Genomic DNA, 16,597 nt, shown 5'->3' with positions numbered 1-16,597 from the left:
CCCTCACGCCGCGCGGATCTGGCAGAGCGTGACCTTGGTCTCCTGCATCGCAGTGACCGGGTCGTAGCCGTAGGTGGTCAGGGCGTTGACGCTTTCGCCGAGCACGATCGGGTCGGTGCCCTGCGGATAGTTCTTGCGCTGATCCTCGCCCATGAACCAGCCGGCGAAGTGGAACGGCATGAAGGCGACGCCCTTCGAGACGCGCTCGGTGACCAGCGCCTTGACGCGGGCCTTGGACTGGCTTTCCGGACCGTCGACCCAGACCCACTGGCCGTCCTTGATGCCGCGTTCGTTGGCGTCGGACGGATTGATCTCGACGAACATGTCCTGCTGCAGCTCGGCCAGCCACTTGTTCGACCGGGTCTCCTCGCCGCCACCCTCATATTCGACCAGACGGCCGGAGGTCAGGATGATCGGGAAGCGCAGGGAGATCCGCTCGTCGACCGCCTTCTTCTGCACCGACGCGCCGACATTCATCATGCGGAACGAGGCGAAGTCCGGACGGGTCGGATATTTGGCGACCAGATCGGTGCGCGGGGTATAGATCGGCTCGCGATGCACCGGCACCGGATCGGGCAGGTTCCAGGCATTGGCGCGCGCCTTGGCGTTGCCGTAGGGCACGCAGCCATGGGCGATCGCGACACGCTGGATGCCGCCCGAAAGGTCGGTCGCCCAGGACACCGTATCGGCGTTGTTGCCGCCGACGCGCTGGATGACCGCCAATTCCTGATCGGTCAGTTCCTTGTCCCAGCCGTTCTTCTTCAGGAACGCCATGGTGAATTCGGGATAGCCGTCGGTCAGTTCGGAGCCGACCGAGGCAGAGCCTTCGGCGAGGAGGTTCTGCTTGACCTCCTTCTCGATCTCCTTGCCCTCGGCGTCCTTCTCCTTGACCTTGACCACGCGCTCGATGCCGAAGCGGGCGCGGAAGGTTCCACCGCCGTCCTTCACATGCAGGTTGGTGTTGTAGAGCGTGTGGGTGCCGGGATGCTTCATCTCCGGCGGCCCCCAGCACGGCCAGGGCAGGCCGTAATAGTCGCCCGCATTCGGCCCGGCCTTGGCGCGCAGCGAGACCAGATCGAAATCGCCCTGGTTGGCCATATGGGCCTTCAGGCGTTCCGGGGACTGGCCGCAATAGCCGGTCGACCAGCCGCCGCGGTTGATCTCGCGCAGGATGGACTCGGCTTCCGGCTCGTCGCCATACTTGCCCTTCGTCATCGCGATGTTCTTGAACATCTTGTCGGCGAAACCGAGCTTCTTGGCGAACTCGTAGATGATCCAGTAGTCGTTGGCGCTCTCGAAGATCGGCTCGACGACCTTCTCGCCCCACTGGATTGAGCGGTTGGACGCCGTGCGCGAGCCGGAGCATTCGAACTGGGTCGAGACCGGCAGCAGGTAGGTGCCGTTGCGACGGTTGGAGATGGCCGCGAAGGTGGTCGGATGCGGATCGCAGACGACCAGGAGGTCGAGCGCTTCCAAGCCCTTCACCATCTCGGGCATGCGGGTCACGGTGTTGCCGCCGTGGCCCATGACGAACATGCCCTTGATGTTGTCGCGCTGGGCCAGCTTGTCCTTGGGCATGGTCACGGCATCGAACCAGCGCGTGGTCGGAATGCCGGGCTGCTCCATCATCTTGACCGACTTGCCGTCGGCCGCCGTGATGGTGTCGAAGCGCGAGGCCAGGTAGTCGTAGTCGACCTCCCAGACGCGCGCCCAGTGCTTCCAGGCGCCTTCGACCAGGCCGTAATAGAGCGGCAGGGTGGTCACGTCGAGGCCGAGGTCGGTCGCGCCCTGCACGTTGCAATGACCGCGGAAGATGTTGGCGCCGGTGCCGTACTTGCCGACATTGCCGGTCGCCAGCAGCAGCGTGCAGTAGGCGCGCACGTTGGCGGTGCCGACCGTCTTCTGGGTCGCGCCCATGCACCAGATCAGCGTCGAGGGCTTCTCGGTCGCGAACTGCTTGGCGACCTTCTCAAGCTGCGCGCCCGGCACGCCGGTGACCCGTTCGACCTCTTCGGGCGTCCACTTCGCCACCTCGGCGCGGACATCGTCCATGCCGTAGACGCGCTGGCGGATGAACTCCTTGTCTTCCCAGCCGTTCTTGAAGACGTGCCAGAGAATGCCCCAGATGATCGGAATATCGGTCCCGGGGCGGATCCGGACATATTCGGTCGCATGCGCGGCCGTGCGGGTCATGCGCGGATCGATCACGATCACATTGGCCCGGTTCAGCTCCTTGCCGGAGAGAACGTGCTGCAGCGACACCGGATGCGCCTCGGCCGGATTGCCGCCCATGATGATCATGGTCTTGGAATTGCGGATGTCGTTGTAGGAATTCGTCTGGGCGCCGTAGCCCCAGGTGTTGGCGACGCCGGCCACCGTGGTGGAGTGACAGATGCGCGCCTGATGGTCGACCGAGTTGGTGCCCCAGAAGGCCGCGAACTTGCGGAACAGGTAGGCGCCTTCATTGGAGAACTTGGCCGAGCCGAGCAGGAAGACCGAGTCCGGACCGGATTTCTCGCGGATGGCGAGCATGCGGTCGCCGATCTCGCTGATCGCCGTCTTCCAGTCGATCCGGGTCCACTGGCCGTCGACCAGCTTCATCGGATATTTGAGGCGCCGGTCGCCATGCACCAGTTCGCGCACCGAAGCGCCCTTGGCGCAATGCGAGCCGCGGTTGATCGGGCTATCCCAGGCCGGCTCCTGACCGACCCAGACGCCGTTCTGAACCTCGGCGACCACCGAGCAGCCGACCGAACAATGGGTGCAGATGTTCTTCTTGAGTTCGACGGGAACGTTCGGCGCCGTGAAGCCGGCCTCCGCCTTGCGCACGCCGGAAACACCGATCGAGCCGAGCGCCGCAAGGCCGCCGGCGGTCAGTCCGGAGCGCTTCAGGAAGCTTCGGCGGTCCATCGCAGCCACGGGTGCGGCGGCTTCGACGAGCGTTTCGCCGAGGCGCGCGGCGCGCTTTTCGGTCGCGTTGCGTCTGGTCAGCATCGGTCGCCCCTCCCCTTCAGTACCGGTTGACCCGGTAATAGGCCTTGACGTGATCGGTCTCGCGATAGCGCGACTTGGTCTTCTCGTCCGCGGTTTCGGCGGCGGCGGCAGGTCCGGCCGAGACGGCGGCTCCGGCGACGCCCGCAGCGGCAGCACCAGCACCGACGCCGAGCGCCGTCAGGAAGCCGCGCCGATCCAATGCCCGGTTTTCGTCAGCCATCGGTGTTCTCCCGCTCCTTCGGGCCGTCCGGCCCGTGACTGCTGTCCGCTGGCTACCCGGCTCAGGAGAGCCGGCTCGCCTCGTCCTCGATGTCCAGATAGAGGCGGCCGAGATCGCCGACCGCCCGGTAGAAGGTTGCCGACTTGGCCTTGGCCAGATCGGCAAAGAAGCGCGACGCCCAGGGCGCCAGATGCCGCTCCCGGAACCGGTCGGCCTCCTCCGGCCCGCCCTCGAAGGTGCCCGCCAGGAGACCCGCGACAACCTCCATCAGGGTGGCGACATGGTCCTCCGGATCGAAGCTCCCCTCCGCGCGCGCGATGCCGAGACGCCCCATATCCTCGCGCACCTTGGCGAGCGGGCGTTCGTTGAGAAAGCCGGTCAGATAATAGGAGGCATAGGGCAGCAGCTCGCCGCGCCCGACCCCGACGAAGAGATCGAAGAACTCGGTTTCCAGATCGTCCGGATCGGCCCGGCGGGCCGCCTGCGCCAGGGCCGCATGGGCGCGACCCAGCGCGGAATCATCGCCCTGCAGCATCCCCAACCGTTCCAGGAACGGTTCCGCCGGCGGCGCGCGCAGGAGCGTCGCGAGCAGCAGATACTCTTCCGCACGGGCACGGTCGATCGGATCGGCGTGGAGAGCGACCACTGGGTTCCCTGATGTGGCGGTGGGCGGAACGGCAGAGACGATCCCGGACGGATAGAGGTCGGGCCTCAGTTCGCTGCGCGGGACACCCGTGAGCAGTTCCACGGTCAGAACCCGCTCGGCCGGCACGCGCGCCCAGTTCGAGACCGACGGCTGCGAAATGCCAAGGGCGCGCGCCAGAGCGCCGACACCCCCTATCGCCACGATCGCCTGACGGAGCCCGTCATCGCGCATCGACATTCCATCCCTATCCGATTGTAGTTATTCTAGTTCGCGGAGACTATGCCGGAAGGTGCCGATGAGGCAATAGCCCCGCCCTATGAATCCCCCGCCGGCAAGGCTCCGCCATGGCGACGGCGCGCGGCCAGCGGTACGGGGGCACCGTGAGCGGGGGCTCCGAAGGTCGCCCCGCGTCCGAAATCGATCGGAGACCCGATGCGCGGGTCCCTTTCGCCCCCCTCGTCCTGCGACCGCGCGTCGCAGGGCTCCGGCCCGCGTGCCGTTCCCGCGTCCAGAGCCGCGGTCCGCCCGCCAGGCGCGGCCGACGCCGCCGTTTCCGGCCGAATCCCCGACGCATCGACGCCCTCGCCAGCAAGGCCGTCCGGGACGGAATGGATATCAGAGGCCGTCTCCCGCTGCGCCGCAGGCGACGGCATCGCGCCGGTCGCCGGCGATCCTTCCGCTTGCGGCAAAGGTGCCGGTCCGGTTTTCTCCGGCAGTCCGATGCCCAGGATGTCGGCGGCCATCTTGCCGGCATCGACCGCCGCCGAGAGTGGGCCGTAGACCGGGTTGCCCTCCGGCGTGTTGAAGTCCCAGGCATAGTCAGCCATCTCAACGAAGGTGCTGATGACCGGGTCGGCCGACCAGGCACGCCGCAACGCGGCATTGCGCAGGTCGTCGGGAACGTGACGGCGCAGGAACAGGCTCATGTCGGTGTCGGCCGTGATCGCATCGAGCGACGGCAGATCGGACAGGTCCGGCACCGGATCGCCGGCCGCCGCCGGTCCGGCGGCATCGACAACGCCGGTTGGATGATCCGCGACCGGCATGGACGCCGTCGCCCCGCCGGCCGGAGCCGGATGCAGGGCCTCGCCGGCCTCGGCCGGCTCGTCCACCGGCGGCGCGCCGCGCGCCACGGCGCGCTTGCGGCGCGACCAGCGCTCCAGGAAGGACGCCTCGTCGGGCGCACTCATTCGCCGTCGATCCCGCAGGCCGGCGCGGCCGGCGCCTCGTCGCGGCGGCGCTTGTAGAAAGCCCGCTCGACATGATGGGTCGCCACGAAGGCCTCCAAGGCGGCCGCGATCTCGGCCGGCATCAGCACCGTGTCGACATTCTCCGACGCGATCCCGGCCAGTGCCTCGCCTTCCGCCGGATCGGCGGTGACGACGCGGATTTCGATCGGCGGCTCGGCCCCGGCCGCGCCGAGGGCAACCCAGACCAGAGGCCGGCCGGTGGCCAGATTGTCGCGATAGTTGGCGGTCTCGGACCGGTGGAAGGCGAGCGCGACCGGGCCGGCATAGAAGCGCTCGGTCAGGCCCTCGGTCCCGAGCGCGGTCCAGGGCGCCGCCGCCGCCGGGGCCGGCAGGATCGCGACCGGCCGCCAGCTCGGGTCCGCCCAGCGGTTCGAGGGCTGCACCCGGCCGACGATCAGGCCGACCTCAAGGGTTTCGCCGAAACCGTCGCTATCGTCCGCCATGGCCTTGCACTCCGGGTCAGTTCGGGTCGGCCTCGGCCGCAAGCGGCAGGCCGGTGATCAGGTTTTGCGGCTTCATGCGCAGCATGCGCGCGCCATCCGCCGCCAGGATCAGCCAGACCGGGCGGCCGGTGACCTTGGGCAGGATGCGCGCGTCGCCCGGAATGTCCATCCGGAACAGGGCGACCACGCGATCGGCATCCTGCGGCGCCAGGGCGGCGCCGTTCCAGAGCGCATTGCCGATCCGCGTCGCTTCCTGGTCGAGACCCACGAACCAGGCCCAGGCCTCGTCCTCGATCCGCTCGACCGGCTCGATCCGCACCTCCAGCGCGAGCATGTGCCGCAGCCAGATTTCCATGGCGCGCGCGAGGCCGCGCCGGGCCGGGCCGCCGGGGCGGAAATCCTGCACCAGGTCGAAGGCGTCGGAATGGTGGAACCAGTGCGCCGCGTTCTCTTCCGTCATCACGTCGAGTTCGCGGGCGCGCGCCTCGCCGAACATGGCGACCAGCGGCGAGGCGTGATCGCGCACCGCGCCGTCGACGCGTTCCTCGTCGGCGACCAGCAACATGCCCTCGTGCAGCGTCAGCCGCTGCGGCCGGAAGAACATCTCGGCCGCGCGCAGCACGAAGGGATCCGCCTCGCCGTCGAGCGCGTTGCGCAGGATGACGTGAACCAGCTGGTCGAGGAACAGCGGCGGGATGCCGCCGGCACTGCGGGACAGGACGAGCCGGCGATAGGCGGCCTCCAGCGTCGGCCCGGCGATCAGGCGGTCGCGGAAGCCGATCATGAAGGCCCAGTTCTCGCGGGCGTCCGGGTCGGCGAGCGCGGCGATCTCGGCCGGCTCGACGGGATCGCGCGGCGCGATGCGCAGGCGCGCCCAGAGCTGGCGCTCGGCCGCGCAGGCCTCCGGCGGCGGCACCAGTTCGGGCCGGGCCAGATAGGCCTTGAGGAACTCGTCGGTCGCCACCAGTCCGCCGCCCTCGGCGCGGTCGAGCAGGTGATGGCCGGAGGAAACCCAGAAATCGGTCACGGCTGTTCGCGCCCCCATGCGGTGATGTCGAGGGTCTCGTCCGGTCCTTCCTCGCCGACCACCTCCAGGAATTCGAAGGCGCGGAAGCCGCCCTTCGAGAAATCCCGATCCGGCCGGGTGCCCGGCCTCAGCGTGCGGAAGCGTTCGCGCAGCGCGCCGTCCTCGACCGTCCGGTGCAGCGCCACGATCGTGCCGTCCGGCTGGTCGGCGAGCGAGGCCGCAAAGGCGATCTCGTCCTCCGCCGCGGTCGTCGCGACGGCCAGGGACGGCGCACCATGCGCCGCGACCAGATGCGCGGCCAGTGCGCCGACCGCCGCCTCGCGCTCGGCCCCGGTCGCCTCGACGACGACCGCGAGGGTCGAGGCACCGAAGCTCGACAGACCGAGGAAGCCGGCGCGGAACACCTGTCGGGCCTTGCCTGTGAGTTGCTCCGGATCGACATCGAAGAAGCGGAAGCCGCCCGGCACGGCCCATTCGCCGGGCTCGGCGGCGCGGTCGAAGACGAAGGTATCGGACGGATCGAGCCGGATGGTGCGCAGGAGCTTCAGAGCCATGGCAGCCCGGTCTCCGGGTCGAGCCAGGCGGGCGCCGCCAGACCGGGCAGCAGGGCATGACGCACCGGCGCGCCGCCGCCGGCCGGCGTCAGCAGGAAGTCGCCGTTGCCGTCGATGCCGCGCCGTCCGGCACCCTCCCGCGGCAGGCGGGCGAGCCAGGTCTCGCCGACCTTGCGGAAGCCGCGGTCCATCCATTCGTGGACATGGACCATCAGGTGGCGGGCGAAGCTTTCGACCAGCTCGGCCATGTCGATCACGTCGACGCCCTCGGCCTCCAGGCTGGTGCCGAAGGACCAGTCGCCGGATTCGGTCTTGGCGCCGACGAAGGTGCGCAGCATGGCGCCGAAGACCAGGAACGGCGGCGGCTCGCCCTCCGGAGCGCCCTCCGGCCAGCCGATCCGGCCGCCGCCGACGATCGCGCCGTCGAACAGCAGCGTATCCGGCCAGCGGAAGTTGACCGGCTTTTCCGGCGGCGCATGGGCGGCGAGCGCGTCGGCGAGCGCGTTCATGCCGGCATAGAGGATGCGCCGGGCGGAGACGAGCGGCTCCTCGGGCTCGAACACCACGGCGACCTCGACCAGATCGAACCGGCGCACCCAGACCAGCGTTCCCGCACCGGCCTCCGCACCGACCGCCATGGCATGCGCGAAGGCATCGCGATGTTCGCGCAGGGTGATCAGCCGATAGACCGGCGGCAGGACCAGTTCGGGCGTCGACAGGTTCACGGCCGGCCTCCGCCGCCCGCTATCGTCGCATCCCGCCGTCGCCCACTCACCACGTCCGCCTCCGCCCTGCGATGCCCGCACGCGGTTTCGATACCGCTGGGCTTGTTCGAATTGGACGATATATAAGCTCTGCCTATGGCCCGTCGAGCCGACCGGCCCAAGAACGAAAACGACCTGACTGGGGGTCTTCATGGATTTGAGCCGCGGAACGGTAATCCTGTGCAGCTGCGAGGACACGATGGCGCCGGATTCGGCCGCCGTCTCCCGCGGCTGCGGGGCCCGCAAGGTCGTCGGCGCGCGTCATCTGTGCCGCTCCGAGCTCGATCGCTTCCGGGCCGCGGCCGGCGAATCCGGTCCGCTCCTGGTCGCCTGCACCCAGGAGGCGCCGCTCTTCGCCGAGATCGCCGGCGCCGAAAACCTGCCGGCGACGCTCGCCTTCGCCAATATCCGCGAGACCGCCGGCTGGTCGGCCGAGGCGACCCGGTCGGGGCCGAAGATGGCCGCCCTGATCGCCGCCGCGGCGGTCGACCGGCCGACGCCGAAGGCGGTGACGCTGGAGAGCGAGGGCGTCGTCCTGATCTATGGGCGCGACGCGGTCGCCATCGAGGCCGGTCGGCGGCTGGCCGAGCGGCTCGACGTGAGCGTGGTGCTGACCGGATCCGCCCAGATCGAGCCGCCGCGACGGACCGAATTCCCGATCCGCCGCGGTACGGTCCGGGCCCTCAAGGGCGTTCTCGGCGGCTTCGAGGTCGTGCTCGACGGCTATGCCGCGCCGGCGCCGTCCTCGCGCGGCACGCTCGCCTTCGGTCCGCCGCGTCAGGGCGCCGTCGCCAAGGCCGATATCGTGCTCGATCTCTCCGGCGGCCCGGCCCTGGTGTCGGCCGCGGATCTGAGGGCCGGCTATCTGCGCGCCGATCCGGCCAGTCCGGCTGCGGTGGCCGAGGCCTGCCTCAAGGCCGGCGACCTGATCGGGACTTTCGACAAGCCGCGCTACATCGATTTCCGCGACGATCTCTGCGCGCACTCCCGCTCGCGCAAGGTCGGCTGCCGGCGCTGCCTCGATCTCTGCCCGACCGGGGCGATCACCCCGGCCGGCGACCATGTGGCGATCGATGCCGGCATCTGCGCCGGCTGCGGCTCCTGCGCGGCGGCCTGCCCGACCGGCGCGGCCGCCTATGACGCGCCCGCCGCCGACGCGACCCTGACCCGGCTGCGCGCCATGCTGACCGCCTATCGGGCGGCCGGCGGCGAATGGCCCGTCGTGCTGGTCCATGACGGCCAGCACGGCGCCGACCTGATCGACGCGCTCGCCCGCTATGGCGCCGGGCTGCCCGCCAACGTGCTGCCCTTCGAGATGGACGAGGTCACCGCGGCCGGCCCCGAACTGGCCGCGGCCGCCTTCGCCTGGGGGGCGGCGGCGATCCGCTTCCTGACGCGCGCCCGGCCGAAGCACGACACGGCCGGGCTCGCCGCCACCGCCGAGCTGGCCGGCACGCTCGCCGCCGGCCTCGGCTATGGCACCGGCACGGCCGCGATCATCGCCGCCGACGATCCCGACCGGCTTGCCGAGGCGCTCGCCCTGACGCCGCGCGACCGCACCGCCGAGCCGCCGTCGAGCTTCATGCCGGCCGGGCGCAAGCGCGACCTGTTGGGGCTCGCCCTGCGCGAGATGCACCGGGTCGCGCCGATGCCGGTCGACGTGATCGCGCTCAGCCCCGGCGCGCCGCTCGGCCGCGTCGCGGTCGACACCGAAGGCTGCACGCTCTGTCTCGCCTGCGTGTCGGCCTGCCCGACCGGCGCGCTGAAGGACAATGCCGAACGCCCGATGCTGCGCTTCGACGAGGCGGCCTGCGTGCAATGCGGCCTGTGCGCGGCGACCTGCCCGGAGAAGGTCATCACGCTGGAACCGCGGGTGAATTTCGCCGCCTTCGGCACACCGCCGGTGGTCGTCAAGGAGGAGGAGCCGTTCTGCTGCGTCGAATGCGGCAAGCCCTTCGGCACGCGCTCCAGCATCGACCGGGTGGTGGCCAAGCTGGAAGGCCGGCACTGGATGTTCTCCGGCGCCCATGCCGGCCGCCTGGCCTTCCTGAAGATGTGCGAGGACTGCCGCGTCTCCGCCGTCACCAATGCCGGCATCGACCCCTACGCAACCACCGAACGCCCCCGCCCCCGCACGACCGAGGACTATCTGCGCGACCGCGAGCGGGAAAAGCGGACGGGGACGGGCGAACGGGACGAGTAGGAACCACAGTCTTGGGTGGCGCAGAAACGAGCGTCAAAGACTTTATGATTCAGCATCAAAATATATCAGGCATTGGTGCTGAAGATGCTCGTATATTGCGGCCCCCGAGGGACATGCACCTACAATGAATGAATTCAAGATGAAAATAGACGATGTATTTCAGGTTGGACTGAGAACAATCCTCACTGGCACAATTTACGCGAGTCCTAAAAATATCCGATCATTGGCATGTGATGTTGAAATTGACGGAAGAAAGGCGGCATCAATTACAATTCATGGCGAAGTGCTATCCAATGGGGAGGTAAGGGACGTTTATACAGATTGTACATTTGACTTTTCAGTTGACCATGTCCAAACACATAGTGTTTGGTTGACTTCAAAGTGAACGATTACCCAATAAACTGCTTGGCCTTGAATTCAAGTGCTCAGTCTCGGCATTTCATGGATCGGGTCGAGAGCGAATTTGAGGGTCTGAAGTCCGGCATTTGCAGATGAATTCTTAGGGCGTCAGGCTTTTTAGGATCTTTGGCCGTCTACCATCTTCTACCGCGTCACTTCGGCCAGCCATTCGACCAGGGCGCGGCGGTCGTCGGGGTCGGCGATGACCTGCTCGGGCATGCGCGTGCCGGGCGTGTAGGCCGAGGGGCCGACCTCGAACAGCCGGGCGACCGTCTCGGGCGTCCAGACGATGTCCATGCCTTTGAGGGCCGCCGAGTAGTCGTAGCCGGCGGCGGTCGCGACGCGCCGGCCCATCAGGCCGTGCAGGGTCGGGCCGGCGCGGTTGGTGTCGTCGGCCTCCAGGCCGTGACAGGCGCGGCAGGCCCGGAACACGACCGCGCCGCGGACCGTCGAGGCCTCCGCGGCCGGGTCGCGCGGGTTGGGGGCGATGGCGTCGACGGGCCGGCCGGTGACCGCATCCCAGCGCCGGACCAGCCGGTCGGCGCCGCCGGTGAACAGGCTGCGGCCGTCGCGCGCGAAGGCGAGCGACCAGACCGGCAGGCCCGGGCCGACCAGCGTGGCGACCGGCCGCCGCGCCGTCCGGTCGACCAGCACCACGGCACCGCCGAGGCCGGCGGCGGCGAGCCGGGTGCCGTCCGCCGTGATCGCCAGCGCCACGACCGGCCCGGGCATGACGTCGAGCCTCTCCCGCGTCGTCAGGCCGCCGCCGGACCGGGCGACGAAATGGAGCGCGCCATCGGCGCCGGCCGCGACGATTTCGCCGTCCGGGGCGACCGCGACGGCGTTGAGCGGCGCCGGCAGGGTCAGGATCGACGGCGCCTCGCGGTCCCCGAGCGGCCACAGGCGCAGCGTGGCGTCGTAGCCGGCGGAGACCACGGCGCGGCCGTCGGGCAGGAAGGCGACGCCGTTGACGTTGTCGGCATGGCCCTCGAACACCCGCGCCGCGCCCGCCCCGGCTGGAGTCATAGCCCCGACCGGCGTCACCGCCACGGTCCGGTCCCAGGAGGCCGACGCGACGAGGCGGCCGTCCGGCGAGACCGCGAGGCCTGCGATCGGCGCCTTGTGGGCCGCGACGCTGCGCTCCGGCGCCGTGCCGGCGACCGGCCAGATCACGATCCGGCCATCGGCGCCGGCCGAGACGACGCGCCCGTCCGGCAGGGCGGCAAGCGCCGCGACCGCATCCTCATGGCCGCGCAGCACCGCCTCGGCACGCGCCTCCGGCAGCCGCCAGCGGATCACGCTCTGGTCGAAGCTGCCGGTGACCAGTTGCCCCGGCGTGGTGGGTTCGACAATCGCCCGCACCGGACCGCCATGGCCGCGCAGGATTTCCGCGCCGGCTGGCGCAGCCGCGCCAAGGAAGACAGCCGGCAACGCCGCGAGCCAGAGGACGAGAGGCAGAGCCGAGCGCAGGCCGACGGCCGGCCGGGGCGCCAAGGGAACCGCACCCGGCAGGATCGCCCGCAAACGCGCGGCCGCGACGGCGCTCGGCTTCGGCGCGGCGTGCCTCATGATCCGGCCGGCTCCAGGCCGAGGGCGGCGAGGCGCGTCCGGACGGCAGGGCCGGCGAGCGCGTCCCGGAAAGCGGCGACCGCCGGATGGCTCGCCCGGGCCTCGACCGAGACGAAGTCGTAATGCTCCTCGGCGAGCGGCAGGAAGCCGAGGCCGTAGAGATCGGCGACGGTGCGGATCGAGACGCCCCAATCGGCCGAGCCGCGCGCCACCGCGGCGGCGACCGCATTGTGCGATTTCGGCTGGTTCCACCAGCCCTTCGGGCGGACCGCGCCGAGCCGCGCGTCGATCAGCGCGCGCGTGCCGGAGCCCGGATTGCGGTTGACCATCACGATGGCGGGGTCGGCGAGCGCCGCCGCGATCGCCTCGGCGGCCTCGCGGCCTTCGAAGCGCGCGTCGCCGGGGCGGAACACGACGCCCTGCATGCGCCGCCAGCCTGGGATCAGACCGAGGCCGGGGACCAGGAACGGCGTGTTGTAGCGCCCCGTCGCGGCATCGAAGAGATGCACCGGGGCGAGATCGCATTCGCCGCGCCGGGCGGCGGCGAGCCCTGCGGCCGAACCGAGCGCCAGGATGCGGGTGGCGAGCCCGCGCCGGGCCAGATGGCCGGCGACCACGTCGAGCCCGAGGCAATGGCTGCCGGCCACGACCAGGTCGGGCGCGCGGCCCGCGGCATCGAACAGGCGCACGGAGACCGGCGTGCCGGCCTCGAGCCCCGTGGTCAGCGCCGGCACCTCGACGAAGCCGTCGGCCTGCGTGAAGGCGGTCACGGCGCCGGAGCCCTTGGCGGTCGGCACCGCGGCGAGCCCGCCCGCGGGCCGCTCGACGAGCGAGACCATGACGAATTCCGACCGACCCCGCTCCGAGGCGAGGCGCGCCGGCAGCACGGCCTCGACCTGCGCCTCGCGCCGGGCGCCGAGCCCGGCCAGCGTGCGGATCACCGGCACCACGAAGCTGTGGAAGGTGAACAGCGCCGAGGTCGGAAAGCCCGGCAGCACGACCAGCGGCTTGCCACGCACCTTGGCGAGGCAGAGCGGCTTGCCGGGCTTCAGGGCGACGCCGTGGACCAGGATGCCGGGGCTGCCGAGCCGGGCGATCACGCGGGTCGAGAGATCGCCCGCGCCCTTCGACGTGCCGCCGGACAGCACGACCAGATCGGCCGCCTCCAGCGCCCGCTCCATCGCGGCGGTGAGGGCATCGGCATCGTCGCCGACGATCCCGAAAGGCAGCGCGACGCCGCCATTCTCGATCACCGTGGCGGCGACCGCCGCGCCGTTGGCGTCGTAGATCGCGCCCGGCCGCAGCACGGCCCCCGGAGCGACCAGTTCGTCGCCGGTCGACAGGACCGCGACCACCGGCCGGCGCACCACCGCGACCCGGTCGATGCCGACCGCGGCCAGTTGCGCCACCTCGCGCGCGCCGATCGTCGTGCCGGCCCGCAGCAGGCTCTCGCCGCGGGCGCTGTCGGAGCCGGCCGAGCCGATGAACTGGCCCGGCGCGGCCGGACGGCGCAGGACCAGGACGGTCGCCGCATCCATCTCCTCGATTTCGGTCTCCTCGACCAGCACGACCGCATCCGCGCCGCGCGGCAGGGCGGCGCCGGTCGCGATCACGGTCGCGGTGCCGGGCTCGACCTCGATCCGGGCGACGACCCCGCAGGCCAGCACCTCGCCGTTGAGGATCAGCCTCTTGGGCGCGGCTTCCGAGGCGCCGACCGTGTCGACGGCGCGCAGCGCGAAGCCGTCGACCACCGAACGGTCGAAGGGTGGCGCATCGACCGGCGCGGCGATGTCGTCGGCCAGCACGCGGCCGAGCCCGTCGAGAAGGGCCACGCTTTCAGCGGGCAGCGGTTCGGGCTCGATCGCGGCCAGGAAGCGGCGCATGGCCTCGTTGCGGTCGACCACCTCCAGGAACTGCTCCTGGCGGGCGATGGCGGCGAGATCAGGACGCATGGGCGCGGCGGCGGCCGGGGTCACCAAGACCGGCCTCCCGGCAACCGGTAGATGCCGGCCAGCGCGCCGACCGGAAAACCCTCGCTGCGCGCCGGCACGACCAGATAGCCGTCCGCCCGCCCGAGCCGGCCGAGCGGGAGGCCGGAGGCGGCGAGCGGCACGGCCTGCCCGTTCTCCAGCGCCATGAACCGCAGTTCGGTCATGCCGAGCGCCGAACTGACCTTGCCGGCGAGCGGCAGGCCGAGATCGGGCAGGGCCGGATCGGCGCCGGCGAGCCGATCGATCAGCGGCAGGCCGACCAGCAGGAAGCCGGCGAGCGCGGCGTCGGGCCGGCCCGGCAGCACCAGCACCGGCGCGTCGCCGATCATGGCCAGCGCCGTCGTCTCGCCCGGCGCGATGGCGATGCCATGGGCCAGCACCTCGCTCGCCGCCGCCAGGCCGATGCCGTCGAGTGTGCGGTCGGTGGTGCCGACGCCGCTGCCGCCGACGGTGATGATCAGATCCGCGACGCTCTCGGCGAGCGCGCCGGCGATGACGGCGGGATCGTCCGCAAGCGCCGCCGGCCGGTCGAGCTCGGCGCCGCGCGCGACGACCAGATCGGCGATCAGCCGACCGGTCACGTCCTGCGGCTCCAGCCCGTCGCCGATCACCAGGATGCGCACATAGGGGCGCCGGACGACGGCCTCGGCGAGACCGACCGAACGGGCGGCGGCCGCGGCGAGCGGCGTCAGGCGGCGTCCTGCGGCCAGCACGACGGCGCCGGCCTCGCCGTCGAAGCCGGCCGGGCGGACGCCCTCCCCGGCTCCGGCGGCAGCGGAAATCTCGACGAACCCGGCCGCCTCGGCGACCGCCTCCGGCGGCAGCACCGCGTCGGTGCCGTCCGGCATGGCGTCGCCGATCTCGACCGCCGCCGGCCGTTCGGCCAGAAAGACGGGCGCACCGGGGGCGGCACCGACGACCATGTCGGCCGCGACGGCCCAGCCGTCGACGGCGGCCAGCGCGCGCGTCGGCACATTGGCGGGCACGCGCAACGGCGCCGCCAACACCAGGCCGACCGCATGGCCGATCAGGGCGGCCTCGGCCGCGACGGGCGCGACGCGCGCGCGGATCCGCTCCAGGATCGCGTCGAGCGGCGTCAGGGACAGGATGCGACGGGTCAGGATGGTCTCCCGGCCGCGGCCCAGACGAAACGCCGATCCTTCGACGTGCCGGCGGGCGGGCGGCTTGCTGACTTGGACAGGGCTTTCGGAACCGGACCCGGCCGGCCGCTCGCGCGGCCCATCGCCGGGTCCCGCCGACCCTGGAGCGATTCTAGTCCTTGGAGCGCCGGGAACAAGCCCGAACTCCGGCAGTCCCCCTCCCCGCCATCCAGGCTGGACGGCGCGCCGTGGCGGACCGATAGTCCGGCCATGCCGCGCCCGATCTATCTCGACCATCATGCCACCACGCCGCTCGATCCGCGCGTGTTCGAGGCCATGCGCCCCTATTTCCTGGAAGCCTTCGGCAATCCGCATTCGGCCGACCATGCCTATGGCTGGGAGGCGGAAGCCGGCGTCGAGGCGGCGCGGCGCGCGATCGCGCGGCTGATCGGCGCCGCGGCGGGCGAGATCGTGTTCACCTCGGGGGCGACGGAGGCCAACAATCTGGCGCTGCGCGGTGCCGCCGCACGCCTGCCCGAAGGCCGCCGGCACCTGGTCGCCAGCACGATCGAGCACCCCTGCGTCGCCGCCGTGGTCGACCGGCTGGAAGCGGACGGCTTCGCGGTCACGCGGGTCGACCCGGGAGCCGACGGGATCGTGCCCGCGGAGGCGGTCGCGGCGGCGCTGCGCCCCGAAACCGGGCTCGTCACCGTGATGGCCGCCAACCACGAGATCGGCACCCTGCAGCCGATCGGCGCGATCGGCGCCCTGACCCGGGCGCGCGGCATCCTGTTCCATTCCGATGCCGCCCAGGCGGCCGGCAAGGTGCCGCTCGACGTGGTCGCCGCAAAGGTCGACCTGATGTCGCTCTCCGCCCACAAGATGTACGGGCCGAAGGGGATCGGCGCGCTCCATGTCCGGCGCGGCGTGGCGCTGGAACCGCTGATCCTCGGCGGCGGCCAAGAACGGGGCCTGCGATCCGGCACCGTCCCGGCGCCGCTGGCCGTCGGCTTCGGCGCGGCGGCCGGCATCGCTCAGGCCGAGATGGACGGGGAAGCCTTGCGGCTCAAGGCCTTGCGCGAGCGGCTTCGCGCCGGTCTCGCGGCCCGCATTCCCGGGCTGCGCGTGAATGGTGAACTTGAACGACGCCTGCCCGGCAATCTCGATCTCGCCCTGCCCGGAATCGCCGCCATCGACCTGATCCACCGCATGAAGGACCGCGTGGCGGTCTCGGCCGGCTCGGCCTGCGCCTCGGCCAGCCTGGAGCCCTCCCCGGTGCTCGGCGCCATCGGCCTCGACGACGCGGCGGCGCTCGGTTCGATTCGGATCGGGCTCGGGCGCGGCACCACCGAGGCCGAGATCGACGCGGCGATCGCGGCCGTTGCGGAGGCCTGGTCGGCGCTGACCGGCCTCGCCTGCGCGATGGCCTGAGCCGAA

13 protein-coding genes are annotated in these 16,597 nt (G+C 71.1%); 2 read left to right on the top strand and 11 right to left on the bottom strand.

Features of this window, described 5'->3' with window-relative positions:
- Positions 1–3: 3 nt before the first annotated feature.
- The 8 genes from ABB55_RS22075 to ABB55_RS22040 all read right to left on the bottom strand — a co-directional run bounded on the left by ABB55_RS22075 (position 4) and on the right by ABB55_RS22040 (position 7,859).
- Positions 4–2,994: a formate dehydrogenase subunit alpha gene (locus ABB55_RS22075; RefSeq protein ID WP_054360745.1), complete on the bottom strand. Its 2,991-nt coding sequence runs from the start codon at positions 2,992–2,994 to the stop codon at positions 4–6.
- Positions 2,995–3,010: 16 nt separating this feature from the next.
- Positions 3,011–3,214 carry a hypothetical protein gene (locus ABB55_RS22070; RefSeq protein WP_054360744.1) on the bottom strand — a complete coding sequence of 68 codons (204 nt, stop codon included), beginning with the start codon at positions 3,212–3,214 and terminating at the stop codon, positions 3,011–3,013.
- Between the two features lie 61 nt (positions 3,215–3,275).
- Positions 3,276–4,091 (bottom strand): Cro/CI family transcriptional regulator, encoded by an 816-nt coding sequence (locus ABB55_RS22065; RefSeq protein ID WP_054362230.1) that lies wholly within the window; start codon positions 4,089–4,091, stop codon positions 3,276–3,278.
- An 83-nt stretch (positions 4,092–4,174) separates the two neighbouring features.
- Positions 4,175–5,050: a DUF3306 domain-containing protein gene (locus ABB55_RS22060; RefSeq protein ID WP_054360743.1), complete on the bottom strand. Its 876-nt coding sequence runs from the start codon at positions 5,048–5,050 to the stop codon at positions 4,175–4,177.
- Entirely contained in the window at positions 5,047–5,553 is a 507-nt protein-coding gene (locus ABB55_RS22055) for a DUF3305 domain-containing protein (RefSeq protein ID WP_054360742.1), read from the bottom strand. Before ABB55_RS22055 ends, ABB55_RS22060 begins: the two co-directional genes overlap by 4 nt.
- A gap of 16 nt (positions 5,554–5,569) precedes the next feature.
- A complete protein-coding gene (locus tag ABB55_RS22050; RefSeq protein ID WP_054360741.1) occupies positions 5,570–6,580 on the bottom strand; it encodes a DUF6352 family protein in 1,011 nt (336 codons plus the stop codon).
- Positions 6,577–7,134, bottom strand: coding sequence for a DUF6505 family protein (locus tag ABB55_RS22045; protein ID WP_054360740.1), 558 nt, complete (start codon positions 7,132–7,134; stop codon positions 6,577–6,579). Before ABB55_RS22045 ends, ABB55_RS22050 begins: the two co-directional genes overlap by 4 nt.
- A complete protein-coding gene (locus tag ABB55_RS22040) occupies positions 7,125–7,859 on the bottom strand; it encodes a biotin/lipoate--protein ligase family protein (RefSeq protein WP_054360739.1) in 735 nt (244 codons plus the stop codon). The genes ABB55_RS22045 and ABB55_RS22040 overlap by 10 nt, the downstream gene beginning before the upstream one ends.
- 238 nt (positions 7,860–8,097) lie before the next feature.
- Between ABB55_RS22040 and ABB55_RS22035 the strand changes: the two genes are divergently transcribed.
- Positions 8,098–10,101: a 4Fe-4S dicluster domain-containing protein gene (locus ABB55_RS22035; RefSeq protein ID WP_054360738.1), complete on the top strand. Its 2,004-nt coding sequence runs from the start codon at positions 8,098–8,100 to the stop codon at positions 10,099–10,101.
- A 543-nt stretch (positions 10,102–10,644) separates the two neighbouring features.
- On the opposite strand, the gene ABB55_RS22030 is transcribed toward ABB55_RS22035, so the two are convergent.
- From ABB55_RS22030 to ABB55_RS22020, 3 genes are read right to left on the bottom strand one after another with little or no spacing between them, the layout of a single operon-like run.
- Complete coding sequence (locus ABB55_RS22030) at positions 10,645–12,069, bottom strand: c-type cytochrome (protein WP_083463843.1); 1,425 nt, start codon at positions 12,067–12,069, stop codon at positions 10,645–10,647.
- A complete protein-coding gene (locus tag ABB55_RS22025; RefSeq protein WP_054362228.1) occupies positions 12,066–14,021 on the bottom strand; it encodes a molybdopterin biosynthesis protein in 1,956 nt (651 codons plus the stop codon). Before ABB55_RS22025 ends, ABB55_RS22030 begins: the two co-directional genes overlap by 4 nt.
- A 20-nt stretch (positions 14,022–14,041) precedes the next feature.
- Positions 14,042–15,460: a molybdopterin-binding protein gene (locus tag ABB55_RS22020; protein WP_083463842.1), complete on the bottom strand. Its 1,419-nt coding sequence runs from the start codon at positions 15,458–15,460 to the stop codon at positions 14,042–14,044.
- Here ABB55_RS22020 and ABB55_RS22015 point away from each other — a divergent pair.
- Positions 15,431–16,591: a cysteine desulfurase family protein gene (locus ABB55_RS22015; RefSeq protein WP_054360736.1), complete on the top strand. Its 1,161-nt coding sequence runs from the start codon at positions 15,431–15,433 to the stop codon at positions 16,589–16,591. The two genes, ABB55_RS22020 and ABB55_RS22015, sit on opposite strands and share 30 nt — an antisense overlap.
- Positions 16,592–16,597 lie beyond the last annotated feature (6 nt).

Source organism: Prosthecodimorpha hirschii (assembly GCF_001305515.1).
Lineage (GTDB): Bacteria > Pseudomonadota > Alphaproteobacteria > Rhizobiales > Ancalomicrobiaceae > Prosthecodimorpha > Prosthecodimorpha hirschii.
The sequence above is the reverse complement of the archived record's forward strand: the minus strand, read 5'-3'. Positions and strand labels throughout refer to the sequence as shown.

Excerpts from the sequence above, each read along its gene's own strand:
- ABB55_RS22075 (WP_054360745.1), bottom strand. The coding sequence starts at position 2,994 with ATGCTGACCAGACGCAACGCGACCGAAAAGCGCGCCGCGCGCCTCGGC.
- ABB55_RS22070 (WP_054360744.1), bottom strand. The coding sequence starts at position 3,214 with ATGGCTGACGAAAACCGGGCATTGGATCGGCGCGGCTTCCTGACGGCG.
- ABB55_RS22065 (WP_054362230.1), bottom strand. The coding sequence starts at position 4,091 with ATGCGCGATGACGGGCTCCGTCAGGCGATCGTGGCGATAGGGGGTGTC.
- ABB55_RS22060 (WP_054360743.1), bottom strand. The coding sequence starts at position 5,050 with ATGAGTGCGCCCGACGAGGCGTCCTTCCTGGAGCGCTGGTCGCGCCGC.
- ABB55_RS22055 (WP_054360742.1), bottom strand. The coding sequence starts at position 5,553 with ATGGCGGACGATAGCGACGGTTTCGGCGAAACCCTTGAGGTCGGCCTG.
- ABB55_RS22045 (WP_054360740.1), bottom strand. The coding sequence starts at position 7,134 with ATGGCTCTGAAGCTCCTGCGCACCATCCGGCTCGATCCGTCCGATACC.
- ABB55_RS22035 (WP_054360738.1), top strand. The coding sequence starts at position 8,098 with ATGGCGCCGGATTCGGCCGCCGTCTCCCGCGGCTGCGGGGCCCGCAAG.
- ABB55_RS22030 (WP_083463843.1), bottom strand. The coding sequence starts at position 12,069 with ATGAGGCACGCCGCGCCGAAGCCGAGCGCCGTCGCGGCCGCGCGTTTG.
- ABB55_RS22025 (WP_054362228.1), bottom strand. The coding sequence starts at position 14,021 with ATGCGTCCTGATCTCGCCGCCATCGCCCGCCAGGAGCAGTTCCTGGAG.
- ABB55_RS22015 (WP_054360736.1), top strand. The coding sequence starts at position 15,431 with ATGCCGCGCCCGATCTATCTCGACCATCATGCCACCACGCCGCTCGAT.
- ABB55_RS22020 (WP_083463842.1), bottom strand. The coding sequence starts at position 15,460 with ATGATGGTCGAGATAGATCGGGCGCGGCATGGCCGGACTATCGGTCCG.